Here is an 18787-nt window from a genome sequence, read left to right as displayed (position 1 = left end):
CGCTCCTACAGAAGGAGCTTTTGCAGCTCCTCCACCGGCAGCGGCCGGCTATGCAGGTACCCCTGATAGAGATGGCAACCCAGGCCCTGCAAAAACTCAAGCTGTTCCGAGTTCTCCACCCCTTCGGCAATGATCTCCAGCCCCAGGCTGCGGGCCATGGCGACGATGGCGCGGATGATCTCGGCATCGTTGGGGTCGGTGGTGGCGTCGCGAATGAAGGACTGGTCGATTTTCAGGGTGTCGACCGGCAGGCGCTTGAGGTAGGTCAGCGAGGAGTAACCGGTGCCGAAATCGTCCATTGCAAAGCTCACGCCGAGTTTTTTCAGGCGCAGCATCTTGTTGATGGTGTCTTCCAGGTTCTGGATGACGATGCCTTCGGTGATTTCCAGTTTCAGCAGCGAGCTGGGCAGGCCGTAGGTGGCGAGGCTGTTTTCGATGCGCTCGACGAAGTCGTTCTGGCGGAACTGACGCGGGCTGATGTTGACGCACAGGCTGAATTGCAGCGGGTCCACCCGGCCATCGGCGATCAGTTGCCTGAAGGCCTGGCAGGCTTCGTCGACGATCCAGGTGCCGACCTCCAGGATCAACCCGCTGTCTTCCAGCACCTTGATGAACTCGGTGGGCGACTGCGCGCCGAGTTCCGGGTGGTTCCAGCGCACCAGCGCTTCGGCGCCGACAATGCGGTTATCCCGGGCGTCCACCTGGGGTTGGTAATGCACGCGAAACTCACCGCGCGAAAGCGCCAGGCGCAGGTCGGTTTCCATGCGCAGGCGTTCGCTCGCGGCCTTCTGCATGGTGTTGTGGTACATCTGTGCGGTATTGCGCCCTGAATCCTTGGCGCGATAAAGGGCGATATCGGCACGCTTGAGCAGGTCGGTCGGCGTGGCGCCGTGGTCGGGAATCAAGGCAATGCCGATACTCGGCGTCACCTGCAGGCGCTGACCGTCGAGGAACATCGGTTCCGACAGCAGCTCACGAATGGTATCGGCCAGCTCGCAGACCTGGTCGCTGACCTCGTTGCGCGAGCCTTCGAGACCGCTGAGCAGCACCACGAACTCATCCCCGCCCAAGCGCGCGACGGTGTCTTCCATGCGCACGCTGGCTTCCAGGCGCGCGGTGATGATTTTCAGCACCGTATCGCCCACCGGATGGCCGAGGGAGTCGTTGATGTGCTTGAAGTGGTCGAGGTCGAGGAACATCAACGCGCCGCGCAGGTTATGGCGCTTGAGCAGGGCGATCTGCTGGCTCAGGCGATCCATCAGCAGCGCGCGGTTGGGCAGGTTGGTCAACGGGTCGTGGTAGGCCAGGTGGCGGATCTGCGCCTCGGCGTTTTTCAGCAGGCTGACGTCCCGGGCGGTCAAGAGCAGGCACGCGGTTTCGTTGAGGGTGATCGGTTCCACCGACACCTCCACCGTCAGCAACTCGCCGCGCTTGTTGCGCCCGAGCATTTCCTGGTGATGTACGCGGCCCTTGATCTGCAGTTCGGCCAGCAACGCCGAGCGTTGCTTCTCTTCGGCCCAGATCCCCACCTGGTACACGGTACGGCCGATAACTTCGTCGGCGCGATAACCCGTCAGGCGGCAGAAACCGTCGTTGACCTCCAGGTAGCGTCCGGTATCGCGTTCAGTGATGGTGATGGCGTCGGGGCTTGAGTGGAAGGCCTTGGCGAACTTCTCTTCGCTGGCCTTGAGCGCCGCTTCCGAGCGTTGCTGTTGGGTAATGTCGCGCAAGGTGGTGACGATGCACGGCTGTTCGCTGACGCTGATCTGGCGACTTGAAATCACGCAGGTCAGCGACTGCCCGTCCTTGTGCTGGACGAGGATCGCCACATTGTTCAGGCCTTGTTCGCGGATCACCTGTTCGATCCGCTGCAGGCTTTTTGCCGATGCGTCCCACAGGCCGATTTCGTCGGCGCTGCGCCCGATCACATCGGCGGCGCTCCAGCCAAAGGTCTGGGTGAAGCTGGAGTTGATCTCGATGAACTGCCCGGTGTCCTGGCGCGTCACGCAGATCGGGTCCGGGCTGACTTGGAACAGGGTGGCGAATTTCTCTTCGGAGGCCACAAGGCGTTGTTCGCGCTCAACCTGGTCGGTGATGTCGAGCAGGGTGCCGGCCATGCGCAGGGGCACGCCGTTTTCATCGCGGTAGAGGCGGGCGCGGCTTTCCAGGTAGCGTGAGCTGCCGTCCGGCATTTGCACCCGATAGGTCAACTGATAGTTGCCGGCCGGGCCTTCGCGCAGGCTGCGGTAGGCATCGCGCATGGTGTCGCGTTCTTCGCCGGGCACGCCTTCGAAAAAATCGTCGAAGGATTCATGGAAAGGGATGGGATCCATGCCGTGCAACTGGGCGGCGCGGGCCGAGCCATACAGCATGCCGCTGGGAATGTGCCAGTCCCAGGTGCCCAGTTGCGCCGAGTCCAGGGCCAGGTCGAGGCGCTCCTGGCTGTCCTTGAGGGCGTGTTCGGCGGCTTTGCGTTCGGTGGTGTCGAGGAAGGTGCTCAGCAGGTAGGGCTGGCCTTCGAGTTCGACCTTTTGTGCACTGAGGATGCCATCGTGGATCTGCCCGTTGCTGGCGCGAAACTGCACCTCCATGCTGGTCAGTTCGCCCTTGGCCTTGGTGGCCTTGACCAGTTGCGCGCGTTGCTCGGGGTGTACCCAGAGGCCCAGTTCCAGCGTGGTGCGGCCGATTGCGTCCTGCACCGGCCAGCCGAACAGGCTTTCGAAATACTGGTTGGCTTCGGTGATCAGGCCGTCATCCTGGCGCGTCAGCAGGACCATGTTCGGGCACAGGTGGAACAGCGTTGCGAAGCGTTTCTCCGAACTGCTCAACGCCTGTTCGCGCAGGCGTTGGTGGGTGATTTCGCGGATCACGCCAATCATGCGTGGACGGCCGTGCTTGTCTGGCAGCAGGCTGCCGCTGATCTCCAGCCAATGCAGGCTGCCGTCGGGCCAGCGAACGCGATGGTGCATCGCTTGCTCCAGCGGCGCGCCAGCGATCACGGCATGGAAGGCGCGAAGGGTCTTTGCCCGATCTTCGACAGGTAACAAGTCGAGGTATTCCAGATCGGCCGGCAATGGTTGCCGGGGATCGAAGCCAAACAGCGCCTGCGTGCCCCGGGACCAGCTGATCTGCCCACGTTCTATATCCCAATACCACGCGCCCAGGCGCGCGCCGTTAAGCGCGGCCAGCAATTGCGAGGCACTTTCCCAGCTTTGTTCGGAGCTTTTCGGGTCAAGCGCCTGGATGCGCGGCATGGGCGGAACACGGTCAACAGATTTCGGCATTGGCAAGCCTTGAGCTGAATTGGGTATCGGGTACAGAAATTCGGGCTCTATAGGAGTAGCACAAGTCAGCCTTGAGTCCCTGGCAGATCGATCTGGGCATCCAGCAAGGCCATGAAAGCCCGGGCTGCATTCGATAGCGTCCTTTCTGTGTGCAGGATATAGCCTAGCTGGCGAGTCAGTTGTATGCCCGGTAAAGGTATTCGCGCAACCTGCTCATCAAGCATGGTGCGTGGCAAGACGCTCCAGGCCAGGCCGATCGACACCATCATCTTGATGGTTTCCAGGTAATTGGTGCTCATGGCGATGTTCGGCGTCAGGCCCTGGGCCTCGAACAGGCGCTGGACAATGTGGTGGGTAAAGGTGTTGCCGCCGGGGAACACCGCCGGGTGCCGGGCGATGTCCGCGAGGCTGACCTTGCCGTTGTTGAGCAACGAATGCTCCGGGGCCACCACGAAGTCCAGCGGGTCGTCCCACACCGGCGTGGCCTTGACCAGGGCGTGGGGTTCCGGCGCCAGGGTGATGACCGCCAGTTCGGCCCGGCCATGGAGGATTTCTTCGTAGGCCACTTCCGAATCGAGAAACTGGATGTCCAGCGCCACCTCGGGGTAGCGGCGGGTGAACTCCCTTAATAAAGGCGGCAAACGGTGCAGGCCGATGTGGTGACTGGTGGCCAGGGTCAGACGGCCGGTCACCTCCCCGGTGAGGTTAGTCAGGGCGCGACGCGTATCATCGAGGACATTCAGAATCTGGTAGGCCCGGGGCAGCAGGGCACGGCCAGCCTCGGTCAGGCCGACTTCGCGGCCCAGCCGATCGAACAGCCGCACCTTCAGTTGCTGCTCCAGCCCGGCGATGCGCTTGCTGATCGCTGGCTGCGTCAGGTGCAAGCGTTCGCCCGCGCCGGAAAAGCTTCCGGTCTCGGCGATGGCGATAAAGGCATTGAGGTTGGCCAGGTCCATATCAGTATTCCAGATGGTTATCCAAAGCATAAAAAATATGAATTTGAGTTATTTAATGTAACCCCATAGGATCAGCCTCACAAGCCAAAGGGTTATTGAATCACTCAAGACCCAGGGCATAGAAACAAGCTGATGAGGAAACCGTCTGATGGCCGGCAAAACGCTCTACGACAAGCTCTGGGATTCGCATTTGGTCAAACAGCGCGACGATGGCTCGGCGCTGATCTACATCGATCGTCACATCATCCACGAAGTGACCTCGCCGCAAGCCTTTGAAGGCCTGCGTCTGGCCGGGCGCAAGCCATGGCGTATCGATGCCAACATCGCGACCCCGGACCACAACGTACCGACCACCCCTGAGCGCAAGGGCGGCATCGCAGCCATTGCCGACCAGGTCTCGCGTTTGCAGGTCCAGACCCTCGACGATAACTGCGACGAATACGGCATCGTCGAATTCAAGATGAATGACGTCCGCCAAGGCATCGTCCACGTCATCGGCCCGGAGCAGGGTGCAACCTTGCCGGGCATGACCGTGGTCTGCGGCGACTCCCATACCTCGACCCACGGCGCGTTCGGTGCCCTGGCTCACGGTATCGGCACTTCCGAGGTCGAGCACGTGCTCGCCACCCAGTGCCTGGTCGCCAAGAAAATGAAGAACATGCTGGTACGCGTCGAAGGCCAATTGCCGTTCGGCGTGACCGCCAAGGACATCGTTCTCGCCGTGATCGGCAAGATCGGTACCGCCGGTGGTAACGGCCACGCCATCGAATTCGCCGGCAGCGCGATTCGCGACCTGTCCGTCGAAGGCCGCATGACCATCTGCAACATGGCCATCGAGGCCGGTGCCCGTGTTGGCCTGGTAGCAGCGGATGAAAAAACCGTGGCTTACGTGAAGGGCCGTCCCTTCGCCCCGAAAGGCGCGGAATGGGATTTGGCCGTCGAAGCCTGGAAAGACCTGGTGTCCGACGCCGATGCGAAGTTCGACACCATCGTTGAGCTCGACGCGACCCAGATCAAGCCGCAAGTCAGCTGGGGCACTTCGCCCGAGATGGTATTGGCTGTGGATCAGAACGTGCCGGATCCTGCGAAGGAAATGGACCTGGTCAAGCGCGGTTCCATCGAGCGTGCCTTGAAATACATGGGTTTGACCGCCAATCAGGCGATCACCGACATTCAGCTGGACCGTGTGTTCATTGGCTCCTGCACCAACTCGCGGATCGAAGACCTGCGCGCAGCAGCAGTGATCGCCAAGGGCCGCAAAGTGGCCTCGACCATCAAGCAGGCCATCGTGGTACCGGGTTCGGGCCTGGTGAAGGCCCAGGCTGAATCGGAAGGCCTGGACAAGATTTTCCTCGAAGCCGGTTTCGAATGGCGCGAGCCGGGTTGCTCGATGTGCCTGGCGATGAACCCGGACCGTTTGGAGTCGGGCGAGCATTGCGCTTCCACCTCGAACCGCAACTTCGAAGGCCGCCAGGGTGCCGGTGGTCGTACCCACCTGGTCAGCCCGGCCATGGCCGCCGCCGCCGCTGTGAACGGTCGTTTCGTCGACGTCCGTGAATTGATCTAAAGGAGCGCAGCATGAAAGCTTTCACCCAGCACACTGGACTTGTCGCGCCTCTGGATCGTGCCAACGTCGACACCGACCAGATCATCCCGAAACAATTCTTGAAGTCGATCAAGCGCACCGGTTTCGGCCCGAACCTGTTCGACGAATGGCGTTACCTGGACGTGGGTCAGCCGTATCAGGACAACTCCAAGCGCCCATTGAACAAGGACTTCGTGCTCAACGCCGAGCGTTACCAAGGCGCCAGCGTGTTGCTGGCCCGGGAGAACTTCGGTTGCGGCTCCAGCCGTGAGCACGCGCCATGGGCCCTGGAAGAGTACGGTTTCCGCAGCATCATCGCGCCGAGCTATGCCGACATCTTCTTCAACAACAGCTTCAAGAACGGCTTGCTGCCGATCATCCTGAGCGACGCTGAAGTCGACGAGCTGTTCCAGCAGGTCGAGGCCAATCCGGGCTACCAGTTGCAGATCGATCTGCAGGCCCAGACCGTGACCCGTCCGGACGGCAAGGTCTTGAGCTTCGAGATCGATGCGTTCCGCAAGCACTGCCTGCTCAATGGTCTGGACGATATCGGCCTGACGTTGCAGGACGGTGATGCGATTGCAGCATTCGAGGCCAAGCACCGGGCTAGTCAGCCTTGGTTGTTTCGCGACGCGTGATTTTTCTTAAGGCCTGATGACGCCTTCGCTGGCAAGCCAGCTCCTACAAGGGCAGCGCAATACCTGTAGGAGCTGGCTTGCCAGCGAAGAGGCCCTAACCCCAAAAGGAAGTCCCCCATGACCAGCACCGCCCAGCACAGCCAGGTAGTCCAGAAGCAATTCGGTGAACAGGCCGCGGCCTACCTGAGCAGCGCCGTACACGCTCAAGGCACCGAATTCGCGCTGCTGCAGGCCGAACTGGCGGGGCAGGGCGATGCCCGTGTGCTGGACCTGGGTTGCGGTGCCGGTCACGTGAGTTTTCAGGTGGCTTCGCTGGTCAAGGAAGTGGTGGCCTACGACCTGTCGCAGCAGATGCTCGACGTGGTCGCCGCCGCAGCCGTTGATCGGGGCCTGGGCAATATTTCCACGGTCAACGGCGCCGCCGAGCGCCTGCCGTTCGCCGACGGCGAGTTCGACTTCGTCTTCAGCCGCTATTCGGCGCACCACTGGAGCGATCTCGGCCTGGCCCTGCGGGAAGTGCGTCGGGTGCTGAAACCGGGTGGCGTGGCGGTATTCATCGACGTGTTGTCACCGGGCAGCCCGTTGTTCGACACTTACCTGCAGAGCGTCGAAGTGCTGCGCGACACCAGCCATGTGCGCGACTATAGCGCCGGTGAGTGGTTGCGCCAGGTCAGTGAGGCAGGGCTGCATACCCGCAGCACGAGCCGCCAGCGGCTGCGCCTGGAATACAACTCCTGGGTCGAGCGCATGCGCACGCCACAGGTGATGCGCGCGGCGATCCGCGAGTTGCAGCAATCGATGGGCAACGAAGTGCGCGAATATTTCGAGATTGAGGCCGATGGTTCGTTCAGTACCGATGTGCTGGTACTGATGGCTGAAAGATAAGCGACTAACAGACTTTTTCCGGGAGCGCCCCAGGCGCACCGACTGATGACATGAGGAACGCATGAGCAAGCAGATTCTGATTCTCCCAGGTGACGGTATTGGCCCGGAAATCATGGCCGAAGCGGTCAAGGTGCTGGAGTTGGCCAGTGACAAGTTCGCTCTGGGCTTCGAGCTGAGCCACGATGTGATCGGTGGCGCGGCCATCGACAAGCACGGCGTACCTTTGGCCGATGAAACCCTGGAACGTGCCCGCGCTGCCGATGCCGTGCTGTTGGGCGCTGTGGGCGGCCCGAAATGGGACACCATCGAGCGTGACATTCGTCCTGAGCGCGGCCTGCTGAGAATCCGTGCGCAACTGGGCCTGTTCGGCAACCTGCGTCCGGCGATCCTGTACCCGCAACTGGCCGAGGCCTCCAGCCTGAAGCCGGAAATCGTTGCCGGCCTGGACATCCTGATCGTCCGCGAGCTGACCGGCGGTATCTACTTCGGCGCGCCACGCGGCACCCGTACCCTGGAAAACGGCGAGCGTCAGTCCTACGACACCCTGCCGTACAGCGAAAGCGAAATCCGCCGCATCGCCCGTGTCGGTTTCGACATGGCCATGGTTCGCGGCAAGAAGCTGTGCTCGGTGGACAAGGCCAACGTACTGGCCTCCAGCCAGCTGTGGCGTGAAATCGTCGAGGAAGTGGCCAAGGATTACCCACAGGTCGAACTGAGCCACATGTACGTCGACAACGCCGCCATGCAACTGGTGCGGGCACCGAAGCAGTTCGACGTGATCGTCACCGACAACATGTTCGGCGATATCCTGTCCGACCAGGCGTCGATGCTTACCGGTTCCATCGGCATGCTGCCGTCGGCGTCCCTGGACACCAACAACAAAGGCATGTACGAGCCGTGCCACGGTTCGGCACCGGACATCGCAGGCAAAGGCATTGCCAACCCGTTGGCGACCATTTTGTCGGTCTCGATGATGCTGCGTTACAGCTTCAACCAGCAGGCCGCTGCCGATGCCATCGAAAAAGCCGTTAGCCTGGTGTTGGACCAGGGCTTGCGCACCGGTGACATCTGGTCGAACGGTTGCACTAAAGTCGGTACGCAGGAAATGGGCGACGCAGTAGTCGCCGCGCTGCGGAATCTGTAATCTCTCGGGCCCGCTGCCACTTTTACCCCCAAAGGCAGCGGCCCACTTTTCAAGAAGGTGTAGTTGCGATGAAACGTGTAGGTCTGATCGGTTGGCGCGGTATGGTCGGTTCCGTGCTCATGCAGCGGATGCTGGAAGAGCAGGATTTCGATCTTATCGAGCCGGTGTTTTTCACCACTTCCAATGTCGGTGGCCAAGGCCCGTCCGTGGGCAAGGACATTGCTCCGCTCAAGGACGCTTACAGCATTGAAGAGCTGAAGACCCTCGACGTGATCCTGACCTGCCAGGGTGGCGACTACACCAGCGAAGTCTTCCCGAAACTGCGCGAAGCCGGCTGGCAGGGTTACTGGATCGACGCCGCTTCCAGCCTGCGCATGCAGGATGACGCGGTCATCGTGCTGGACCCGGTCAACCGCAAGGTCATCGACCAGCAACTGGATGCCGGTACCAAGAACTACATCGGCGGCAACTGCACCGTCAGCCTGATGCTGATGGGCCTGGGCGGCCTGTTCGAAGCCGGTCTGGTGGAGTGGATGAGCGCCATGACCTATCAGGCGGCATCGGGTGGCGGCGCGCAGCACATGCGTGAGCTGATCAAGCAGATGGGCGTAACCCACGGCGCTGTTGCCGATCAACTGGCCGACCCGGCCAGCGCGATCCTCGACATCGACCGTCGTGTGGCCGAAGCCATGCGCAGCGACGCGTACCCGACCGAAAACTTCGGCGTACCGCTGGCCGGCAGCCTGATCCCGTGGATCGACAAGGAACTGCCGAACGGTCAAAGCCGTGAAGAGTGGAAGGCCCAGGCCGAAACCAACAAGATCCTCGGTCGCTTCAAGAGCCCGATCCCGGTGGATGGCATCTGCGTGCGCATCGGCGCCATGCGCTGCCACAGCCAGGCGCTGACCATCAAGCTGAACAAGGACGTGCCGATCGCCGATATCGAAGGGTTGATCAGCCAGCACAACCCTTGGGTCAAACTGGTGCCGAACAACCGTGACATCAGCATGCAGGAGCTGAGCCCGACCAAGGTCACCGGCACCCTGAACATCCCGGTTGGCCGTCTGCGCAAGCTGAACATGGGCTCGCAGTTCGTCGGCGCGTTCACCGTCGGCGACCAACTGCTGTGGGGCGCGGCCGAGCCGCTGCGTCGCATGCTGCGGATCCTGCTCGAGCGTTGATCGACTGAAGCTGTGAAAAAACCCGCGCCTTGCGAGAGGCGCGGGTTTTTTATTCCCCCACCGATCGTTCCCACGCTCTGCGTGGGAATGCATCCCGTGACGCTCTGCGTCACATTCAGAAGCGGAACGCGGAGCGTCCCTGGCGGCATTCCCACGCAGAGCATGGGAACGATCCAGGGTAGGCGCGAATTGCCTGCATGCCCCCCACCCGGTAAAGTGCCGCTCCCCCCGTTTCGCCAGAGGTAAAACCATGAGCCAGACCATTGATATTGCCGTGATCGGCGCCACCGGTACTGTCGGCGAAACGCTGGTGCAGATCCTCGAAGAGCGTGATTTTCCGATCGGCAGCCTGCACCTGCTGGCCAGCAGTGAATCCGCTGGCAGTTCGGTGCCGTACCGCGGCAAGAACGTGCGGGTGCGCGAAGCCGATGAGTTCGATTTCAGCAAGGTCCAGCTGGTGTTCTTCGCCGCGGGCCCGGCAGCGACGTTGAGTTTCGCTGCACGCGCCACGGCGGCCGGTTGCTCGATCATCGACCTGTCCGGCGCCTTGCCGGCCGACCAGGCGCCACAGGTGGTCCCGGAAGCGAACGCGCAGTTGCTGGCCGGCCTGAAGAAGCCATTCCAGGTCAGCAGCCCGAGCCCGGCGGCCACCACCCTGGCGGTGCTGCTCGCGCCCCTGCTGGGGCTGATTGATCTGCAACGCATCAACCTGACCGCCAGCCTGGCGGTGTCTGCACAGGGCCGCGAAGCCGTGACCGAGCTGGCCCGGCAAACCGCCGAACTGCTGAATGTGCGCCCACTGGAGCCGACTTTCTTTGACCGGCAGATGGCCTTCAACCTGCTGGCTCAGGTCGGCAAGCCGGATGAGCAGGGCCATACCCTGCTGGAAAAGCGCCTGGTGCGCGAACTGCGTCAAGTCATGGCGTTGCCTGCATTGAAGATTTCCGTCACTTGCATTCAAGCCCCGGTGTTTTTTGGCGATAGCTATAGCGTGACCCTGCAGTGCGCGAGCGACATCGACCTGGCAAAGGTCAACGCTGCGCTCGAGGACGCGCCCGGCATCGAGCTGGTGGAAGCTGGCGATTACCCGACAGCGGTCGGCGATGCGGTAGGGCAGGATGTGGTCTACGTTGGTCGGGTGCGCCTGGGGATCGACGAACCGTCGGAACTTAATGTGTGGCTGACGTCAGATAACGTACGCAAAGGCGCGGCGCTCAATGCTGTGCAGGTGGCCGAATTGTTGATAAAAGACCTGCTGTAAAAGATACTTCCAAACGAGCGTCATGCTTGGCCGTAATGTCGAAGGCGAGCCGCCCTGAAGGACTTTGCAGGGCATGCATGAAACGATCGCGCGCGGCGACCTTCGCCCGCGCGCAATGCCTTACGGCAGCGGCTATCTGCCTCGCTGGCCGAGGAATGTGAAAACTAAGGATAAGCTATGGTTCAAGTTCGCAAACTGGTGTTAGCAATAGCGGCCGCCTCGGCGCTGTCCTCCGGTATGGCGCATGCCCTCGGGCTCGGGGAACTGACCCTGAAATCGACGCTGAACCAGCCGCTGGTGGCGGAAATCGAGTTGCTCGACGTCAAGGAACTCACTGCTGCCGAAGTGGTGCCGAGCCTGGCTTCTCCTGAAGATTTCGCCAAGGCCGGTGTCGACCGCCAGGCGTTTCTCAACGACCTGACCTTTACCCCGCTGCTCAATGCCAGCGGTAAAAGCATCCTGCGCGTGACCTCCAGCAAGCCCCTGACCGAACCGATGGTGAAATTCCTGGTTCAGGTAATGTGGCCCAACGGTCGTCTGCTGCGCGATTACAGCGTGCTGCTCGATCCGTCCAAATTCTCGCCGCAGACCGCCGAAGCGGCTGCGCAAGCTGCACCTGTTCAAACCGGTACCACGCCCGTCACCGGTGCGACCCAGCCGTCCGAATACACCACCACGCGGCGCGATACCCTGTGGGAAATCGCCGCGAAGGCGCGTAATGGCGGTTCGATTCAACAAACCATGCTGGCCATCCAGGCGCTGAACCCGGATGCCTTCATCGATGGCAATATCAACCGGCTCAAAACCGGTCAGGTGTTGCGTCTGCCGGATCAGGCCCAAAGCACGAGCTTGCCGCAATCGAAGGCCATCGCCGAAGTGGCTGCGCAAAACACCGCCTGGCGTCAGGGGCGGCGTTATGTCGCCAAGCCGGGTGCAGGCCAGCAACAGCTCGATGCGACCAATCGCGGTCGCGGTGAAGCCGTTTCCACGCAAGCTGGCCAGGACAAGCTGAGCCTGGTTTCCGCCGAATCTGGCAAGGCCAGGGGCAAGGGCACCGCAGGCGATGCCAAGGCCTTGAACAACCAGTTGGCGGTAACCCAGGAAAGCCTGGATACCAAGCGCCGTGACAGCGCTGAACTGAAAAGCCGCATGACCGATCTGCAAAGTCAGATGGACAAGCTGCAACGCCTTATTGAGCTGAAGAACAACCAGCTGGCCAAATTGCAGGCCGAAGGTGCGGCGGGAGCGCCGGCGGCAACGGCGACCGCTGCGGCGATCCCGGCTGAGCTGCCCGCCGATCCTGCGGCAACGCCTGCCGAAGCGCCGGTGCCAGCCACCGCCGAAGCAGCGGCGCCTGCCCCGGCTGAAGCGGCGCCTGAAGCGAGTCCTGCTGCGGCCCCGGCAGAAACGCCGATCGAACCGACGCCTGCAGTCTCGGACGAGCAGAAATTCAATGAATTGCTGACCAATCCGTGGCTGCTGGGCCTGGCGGGCGGCGGGGCGGTGGTGGTGCTGCTGTTGCTGCTGTTGCTGGCCCGTCGCCGCAAAGCCCAGCAGGAAGCCGAGAAACATCTGCGCATGGCTCGCGCCCTGGCCGAAGAGCAGGAATTTTCCTCCGAGCTTGACCTGTCTAAAGGCATCTTCGACGACCTGGAAGAGGTTGAGCCGCCGAGCCCGAAACTGGCCACTGCACCAGCTCCAGAACCGACTCCAGCCCCAGCTCCAGCACCCGCCCCGGTGATTGCCCCGGTCGTGGTCACGCCGCCAATTGCCGCGCCGCTGGTGTCGCCCGCCGGCGAGCATTCCGACGATGTGCTGGACCGCGCGCAGTTACACATCGACGGTGGTCGCCTGAATCAGGCGGTCACGCTGATGGAGGCGGGCGTCAAGCAAGAGCCGCAACGCAGCGATTTGCGTCTCAAGCTGATGGAAGTCTACGGTTTGCAGGGCGATCGCGACTCGTTCGTGGTCCAGGAGCGCCAGTTGGTAGCCAATGGCGACAACTATGCCCAGGTCGAAAAGCTCAAGAGCCGTTTCCCCGCCATGGCGCTGGTCGCTGCGGGCGGTATAGCCGCTGCGGCCGCCGCTGCCGAGCTGGACGCGCAGTACGTCAAGGACCTGTTGCTCGACGAGCCGCAAGCGCCGGCTGCGGTCGCTGACGATTTTGACAGCGCGTTCGACCTGAGCCTGGATGACCTGGAAAACGTCACGCCGGTAACGGTTGCGCCAGCGCCGGAGCCCGAGCCGGCACCCGCTTCGGAGCCGGAGCCTGAAACAACCCTGGCCGATCTGGAAGATTTCCCGCTGGACGATGACCTGAGTTTTGAGTCGGTCCTGCAGCAACAGACTGAAACCCAGGAAAACCTCGATGACCTGTCGGAGTTCGACCTGGACATGGACCTCGGTGGCGAGCCAACGCCTGCGATCCTGGCCGAGGACGATTTCCTGCTGAGCCTGGACGAAGACGTCAAGGACCTGCCGGCCGCGCCAGCGCCGGAGCTGCCACAAGTGACCCTGGACGAACTGGACCTGCCGGCCGATTTCGATTTGTCCCTGGCCGATGAAATGGACGTTGCGGCGCCTGCGCAGGCGTTTACCACAGAGCTGGATGACGTCAGCGCCGAACTGGAAAGCCTGTCCCAAAGCATCAGCGAGCCAAGCTTCACGATCGATGACGCCTTGGCAACCGTGGATGACGAGCCGGAATTCGATTTCCTGGCCGGTACCGACGAAGTCGCTACCAAGCTCGATCTGGCCCAAGCCTACATCGACATGGGCGACAACGATGGTGCCCGCGACATCCTCAATGAAGTGGTGACCGAAGGCAGCGACGGCCAGAAGAGCGAAGCCAAGGAAATGCTCGCGCGCCTGGCTTGAGTGACTGACCGGTTGTAGACAAAGCGGCAGCCCATTGAGGCTGCCGTTTTTGTTTGCGGGTGATGTGATGGTGGCTGTGGGGCCGCTTTCGCGAGCAGGCTCGCTCCTACAGGGGAAGGCGTTTTGCCTGAAGAAACGCGGTCCACTGTAGGAGCGAGCCTGCTCGCGATAGCGGCATCCCATTCACCACAGGGCCCTCTGTTGTACTGGCGTCCCTGCTCGACAGCCTTATAATGCCCCCCTTTGCGTACATCAGCAGGCTGTCACTCCTTGGCAAACATAGATAACCCGGCCGCCGAAATGGCGGCCGACGGCTTTTTCCGGATCGCGTTGGGCGTTGAATACAAGGGCTCGCGTTACCGTGGCTGGCAGCGCCAGGCCTCTGGCGTGCTCACGGTGCAGGAAACCCTCGAAAACGCCTTGTCCAAGGTCGCCGACTCTCCCGTTTCGCTGCTGTGCGCCGGGCGTACCGATGCCGGCGTGCACGCGTGTGGCCAGGTGGTGCACTTCGACACGCAAGTCGAGCGTTCGATGAAGGCCTGGGTCATGGGTGCCAATATCAATTTGCCGCACGATGTCAGCGTTAGTTGGGCCAAGGTCATGCCGGCGCATTTTCATGCCCGGTTCAAGGCTATTGCCCGGCGCTATCGCTACGTGATCTACAACGACCAGATCCGTCCGGCGCACCTGAACGAAGAAATCACCTGGAACCACCGTCCGCTGGACGTCGAGCGCATGGCCGAGGCGGCCCGGTACCTGGTGGGCACCCACGATTTCAGCGCTTTCCGTGCCGGCCAGTGCCAGGCCAAGTCGCCGATCAAGGAGCTGCATCACCTGCGCGTCACGCGTCACGGCAAGATGATCGTGCTGGATATCCGCGCCAGCGCCTTCCTGCACCACATGGTGCGCAACATTGCCGGCGTGCTGATGACCATCGGTGCCGGCGAGCGCCCGGTGGAGTGGATGAAGGAAGTGCTGGAGAGCCGAATTCGCCGTTCCGGCGGGGTGACGGCGCATCCGTTCGGCCTGTATCTGGTGCAGGTCGAGTACCGCGACGAGTTCCAGTTGCCCGAGCGTTACATCGGCCCACATTTCCTTACCGGTTTCAGCGAACTTGACGGCTGACGCCTTCGAACGCTTTTGTTACCATCCGGGACTTTCCCGGATTTACCGTGAGGATTTCTCGACATGCCAGCCGTTCGCAGCAAGATTTGCGGAATTACCCGCATGGAAGATGCGTTGGCGGCGGTCGAGGCCGGGGCCGATGCCATCGGCTTTGTGTTCTACGCCAAGAGCCCGCGGGGCGTGACGTTCCAGCAGGCGCGCGCAATCATCAAGGCGTTGCCGCCGTTCGTCACCACCGTGGGCTTGTTCGTCAACGCCAGCCGCTGCGAGCTGGGGGAAATTCTCGACGCCGTGCCGCTTGACCTGCTGCAGTTCCATGGCGATGAAACGGCAGAGGACTGCGAGGGCTGGAATCGTCCGTACATCAAGGCCCTGCGGGTCAAGGCGGGGGATGATATCGCGGCGGCCTGCGACGCTTATCCGAGGGCCAGTGGTATTTTGCTCGATGCCTATGTCGAAGGCGTTCCCGGTGGAACCGGCCAGGCGTTCGACTGGTCATTGATACCGCAAGGCCTGAGCAAGCCGATTATCCTGGCGGGCGGCCTGACCCCGGAAAACGTCGCCGAGGCGGTGGCGCGGGTTCGACCTTATGCCGTGGATGTCAGCGGCGGGGTAGAGGCGAGCAAGGGCATCAAGGATCACGCAAAGATTCAGGCGTTCATCGACGCGGTACGCAGAAGCTCACAGGAGCTCCCACGTTGATGTGACGGCTGGCAGACTGCCGCCGTCCACTGCACTGTACAAAACGGCTGAGGATTGATGGGGCGTACGCTGGTCTCTGCACTGACCCGGCCCCCATTGAACATCGCCGCACACATGAATTTAGCTCAAGGGCATACGCGGGGCTGCGAACCAGAGCGTTCGGGCCGCCGGTACTGGAGAAAGAAAGCATGAGCAACTGGTTAGTAGACAAACTGATCCCTTCGATCATGCGTTCCGAGGTCAAGAAGAGCTCGGTGCCTGAAGGTCTTTGGCACAAATGCCCGTCTTGCGAGGCTGTGCTGTATCGTCCGGAGCTGGAAAAGACCCTGGACGTTTGCCCCAAGTGCAATCACCACATGCGTATCGGCGCACGCGCGCGTATCGACATTTTCCTCGATACCGAAGGTCGTACCGAACTGGGTGCTGACCTGGAGCCGGTTGACCGCCTGAAATTCCGCGACGGCAAGAAGTACAAGGATCGCCTGACCGCCGCGCAGAAGCAGACCGGCGAAAAAGACGCGCTGATCTCGATGAGCGGTACCCTGCTGGGCATGCCTGTGGTGGTTTCGGCGTTCGAATTCTCCTTCATGGGTGGTTCGATGGGCGCCATCGTCGGTGAGCGCTTCGTGCGCGCCGCCAACTACGCGCTGGAAAAACGCTGCCCGATGATCTGCTTCTCCGCCTCCGGTGGCGCGCGGATGCAGGAAGCCCTGATCTCGTTGATGCAAATGGCCAAGACCTCCGCGGTGCTGGCGCGTCTGCGTGAGGAAGGCATTCCGTTCATTTCCGTGCTGACCGACCCGGTCTACGGTGGTGTTTCCGCCAGCCTGGCGATGCTGGGCGACGTGATCGTCGGCGAGCCCAAGGCCCTGATCGGCTTTGCTGGTCCACGCGTAATCGAACAAACCGTTCGTGAAAAACTGCCTGAAGGCTTCCAGCGCAGCGAGTTCCTGCTGGAACACGGCGCGATCGACATGATCATTCACCGTCAGGAACTGCGCCCACGCCTGGGTAACCTGCTGGCGCAAATGATGGGCCTGCCGACGCCGAAATTCGTCGCTGCGCCAATCGAGCCAGTCGTGGTTCCACCGGTGCCTGCAAACATATGACCCAACGCACCCTTGGCGAGTGGCTCGCCTACCTTGAGCAGTTGCACCCTTCGGCCATCGACATGGGCCTTGAGCGCTCGCAGCAGGTAGCGTCCCGCATGGGACTGGGCAAGCCGGCGCCTCGGGTGATCACGGTCACCGGCACCAATGGCAAAGGCTCTACCTGTGCATTCGTGGCTTCATTGCTGCGAGCACAGGGCCTGCGCGTCGGTGTCTACAGTTCTCCGCACCTGCTGCGTTACAACGAGCGGGTGCAGGTCAATGGCGTCGAAGCCACTGACGCCGAGCTTTGCCAGGCTTTCGCTGCGGTCGAAGCCGGTCGCGGCGACACTTCCCTGACCTATTTCGAGATGGGCACCCTGGCGGCGTTCTGGCTGTTTCAACAGTCAGGACTCGACGCCGTGGTCCTGGAAGTGGGGCTGGGCGGACGCCTGGACACAGTCAACGTGGTGGACGCCGACATGGCGCTGGTTACCAGCATTGGCGTGGATCATGCGGATTACCTGGGTGATACCCGCGAGTCCGTGGCCTTCGAGAAGGCCGGCATCTTCCGCCAGGGCGCGCCTGCGCTCTGCGGCGACCTGAATCCCCCACAGCCCCTGCTGGACAAGGCGCGCGAGCTCAATTGCCCGTTTTTCCTGCGTGGACGCGATTTCGACCTGGGTGTGACCGATCAGCATTGGCAATGGCGCGGAGTCGATGCCAAGGGGCAAGTGGTCGAATTGCACGATCTGCCGTTGCTCGACCTGCCGATGGAAAACGCCGCCCTGGCGCTACAGGCCTACCTGTTGCTCGGTTTGCCTTGGGAGCGCGCGCAGATTGTCCAGGCGCTGCAAGCGACGCGGATCGTCGGTCGACTCGATCGCCGGCAGGTCGACTGGCAGGGTAAACGCCTTAATCTGTTGCTGGATGTGGGGCACAACCCCCACGCCGCCGAGTATCTGGCCCGTCGCCTGGCCAGTCGTCCACCGGTCGGCAGGCGTCTGGCGGTATTCGGATTGCTGGCAGACAAGGATCTGGATGGTGTCATCGGCGAATTGAGTGCTAGTGTCGAGCACTGGGCTGTCGCGCCGCTGGATTCACCCCGGGCGCGACCGGTGGCCGACTTGCGCGAGGCGCTGGATAAGCGCGGTGCGTCGGTGACGTCCTACGACAGCGTGGCCGCCGCCCTGGAAGGGCAGTGTGCGCAGGCGACGAGCGACGACGAGATTCTGCTGTTCGGATCATTCTATTGTGTTGCCGAGGCCCTTGAGTGGCTGGCCCGGCGCTCCACGGAGGAGGCGGCAAATGGCATTGCTGGATAAGGCTTACAAGCAGCGCATGGTTGGTGCCCTGGTCCTGGTGGCGCTGGCCGTGATTTTCCTGCCGATGCTGTTCTCCCGCCAGGATGAGCAGCGTCAGGTGACGGTCCAGGCCCCGGCTGCACCGCAAGCACCGGCGATGCCGCAAGTGCAGGTGGAGCCGGTGGTGGTGCCTGAGCCGCAAGCCCTGCCACAGGAGCCTGTGCCGAGCGACGAAGAAATCGCCCAGCAGGAAGCGCCGGTTGCACCGGTTGCGCCTGCAGCATCGGCGCCCGCCGCCAAGCCGGTCACGCCGCCTCCTGCGCCAGCCCCTGTCCCGGCGCTGGCGGCCAAGCCCGCCACGCCGCCGTCGCAACCGATCACCGCCGCATCGGGCAAGCCCGATACCAGCCAAAGCCGTGTCGACGCCAATGGCCTGTCGGTCAGTTGGTCGGTGCAACTGGCCAGCCTGGCCAATCGCGAAAGCGCGGAAAAGCTGCAAAAAACCCTGCGCAGCCAGGGATACAATGCCTACATCCGTACGGCCGATGGCAAGAATCGCGTGTTTGTCGGGCCGCTCATCGAGCGTGCAGAAGCCGATCGCCTGCGTGACCTGTTGAACCGCCAACAGAACCTCAAGGGGTTTGTCGTGCGCTTTCAGCCAGAGCGTGGCTAAAACTATCGCCACGATTTGAAATGCACTGACAATCGCAGCTTACCGATAAGCATGGGCTCTGCTAAAATGCGCCGCCTTATCCGT

Annotated in this window: 14 protein-coding genes; 12 read left to right on the top strand and 2 right to left on the bottom strand. The window is 62.1% G+C overall.

Annotation, left to right across the window (positions count from 1 at the left end; all coding sequences use genetic code 11):
• Positions 1–5 precede the first annotated feature (5 nt).
• A complete protein-coding gene (locus HFK74_RS10965) occupies positions 6–3284 on the bottom strand; it encodes an EAL domain-containing protein (RefSeq protein WP_180203511.1) in 3279 nt (1092 codons plus the stop codon).
• Between the two features lie 65 nt (positions 3285–3349).
• Entirely contained in the window at positions 3350–4240 is an 891-nt protein-coding gene (locus tag HFK74_RS10960) for a LysR family transcriptional regulator (protein ID WP_180203510.1), read from the bottom strand.
• Between the two features lie 148 nt (positions 4241–4388).
• On the opposite strand from HFK74_RS10960, the gene leuC reads away from it, so the two are divergent.
• The 12 genes from leuC (at position 4389) to HFK74_RS10900 (ending at position 18703) form a co-directional block, all read left to right on the top strand.
• Positions 4389–5807, top strand: a complete 1419-nt coding sequence (leuC, locus tag HFK74_RS10955) for a 3-isopropylmalate dehydratase large subunit (RefSeq protein WP_180203509.1) — start codon at positions 4389–4391, stop codon at positions 5805–5807.
• An 11-nt stretch (positions 5808–5818) separates the two neighbouring features.
• Positions 5819–6463, top strand: a complete 645-nt coding sequence (gene leuD / locus HFK74_RS10950; protein ID WP_008056361.1) for a 3-isopropylmalate dehydratase small subunit — start codon at positions 5819–5821, stop codon at positions 6461–6463.
• 117 nt (positions 6464–6580) lie between these two features.
• The gene (locus tag HFK74_RS10945; RefSeq protein WP_180203508.1) at positions 6581–7348 is read left to right on the top strand and encodes a class I SAM-dependent methyltransferase; all 768 of its coding nucleotides are present in this window, start codon (positions 6581–6583) and stop codon (positions 7346–7348) included.
• Between the two features lie 61 nt (positions 7349–7409).
• Positions 7410–8492: a 3-isopropylmalate dehydrogenase gene (leuB, locus tag HFK74_RS10940; protein WP_180203507.1), complete on the top strand. Its 1083-nt coding sequence runs from the start codon at positions 7410–7412 to the stop codon at positions 8490–8492.
• A gap of 68 nt (positions 8493–8560) precedes the next feature.
• The gene (gene asd / locus HFK74_RS10935; RefSeq protein ID WP_008056364.1) at positions 8561–9673 is read left to right on the top strand and encodes an aspartate-semialdehyde dehydrogenase; all 1113 of its coding nucleotides are present in this window, start codon (positions 8561–8563) and stop codon (positions 9671–9673) included.
• 250 nt (positions 9674–9923) lie between these two features.
• Positions 9924–10934, top strand: coding sequence for an aspartate-semialdehyde dehydrogenase (locus HFK74_RS10930; RefSeq protein ID WP_180203506.1), 1011 nt, complete (start codon positions 9924–9926; stop codon positions 10932–10934).
• Between the two features lie 177 nt (positions 10935–11111).
• The gene (locus HFK74_RS10925; RefSeq protein WP_180203505.1) at positions 11112–13811 is read left to right on the top strand and encodes a FimV family protein; all 2700 of its coding nucleotides are present in this window, start codon (positions 11112–11114) and stop codon (positions 13809–13811) included.
• Between the two features lie 300 nt (positions 13812–14111).
• Positions 14112–14936 carry a tRNA pseudouridine(38-40) synthase TruA gene (truA, locus tag HFK74_RS10920; protein WP_033039317.1) on the top strand — a complete coding sequence of 275 codons (825 nt, stop codon included), beginning with the start codon at positions 14112–14114 and terminating at the stop codon, positions 14934–14936.
• A gap of 63 nt (positions 14937–14999) precedes the next feature.
• Positions 15000–15638, top strand: a complete 639-nt coding sequence (locus HFK74_RS10915) for a phosphoribosylanthranilate isomerase (RefSeq protein WP_180203504.1) — start codon at positions 15000–15002, stop codon at positions 15636–15638.
• A gap of 188 nt (positions 15639–15826) precedes the next feature.
• The gene (accD, locus tag HFK74_RS10910; protein WP_180203503.1) at positions 15827–16747 is read left to right on the top strand and encodes an acetyl-CoA carboxylase, carboxyltransferase subunit beta; all 921 of its coding nucleotides are present in this window, start codon (positions 15827–15829) and stop codon (positions 16745–16747) included.
• Complete coding sequence (gene folC, locus HFK74_RS10905; RefSeq protein WP_180203502.1) at positions 16744–18051, top strand: bifunctional tetrahydrofolate synthase/dihydrofolate synthase; 1308 nt, start codon at positions 16744–16746, stop codon at positions 18049–18051. Before accD ends, folC begins: the two co-directional genes overlap by 4 nt.
• On the top strand, positions 18035–18703 hold the full coding sequence (locus tag HFK74_RS10900) for an SPOR domain-containing protein (RefSeq protein ID WP_180203501.1): 669 nt from the start codon (positions 18035–18037) through the stop codon (positions 18701–18703). Before folC ends, HFK74_RS10900 begins: the two co-directional genes overlap by 17 nt.
• The last annotated feature ends 84 nt before the right edge of the window (positions 18704–18787 follow it).

The organism is Pseudomonas sp. SbOxS1, from assembly GCF_013416725.1.
In the GTDB taxonomy this organism is placed as follows: domain Bacteria; phylum Pseudomonadota; class Gammaproteobacteria; order Pseudomonadales; family Pseudomonadaceae; genus Aquipseudomonas.
Note: the sequence above shows the minus strand (reverse complement) of the source record. Positions and strands in the feature narration are given on the sequence as shown.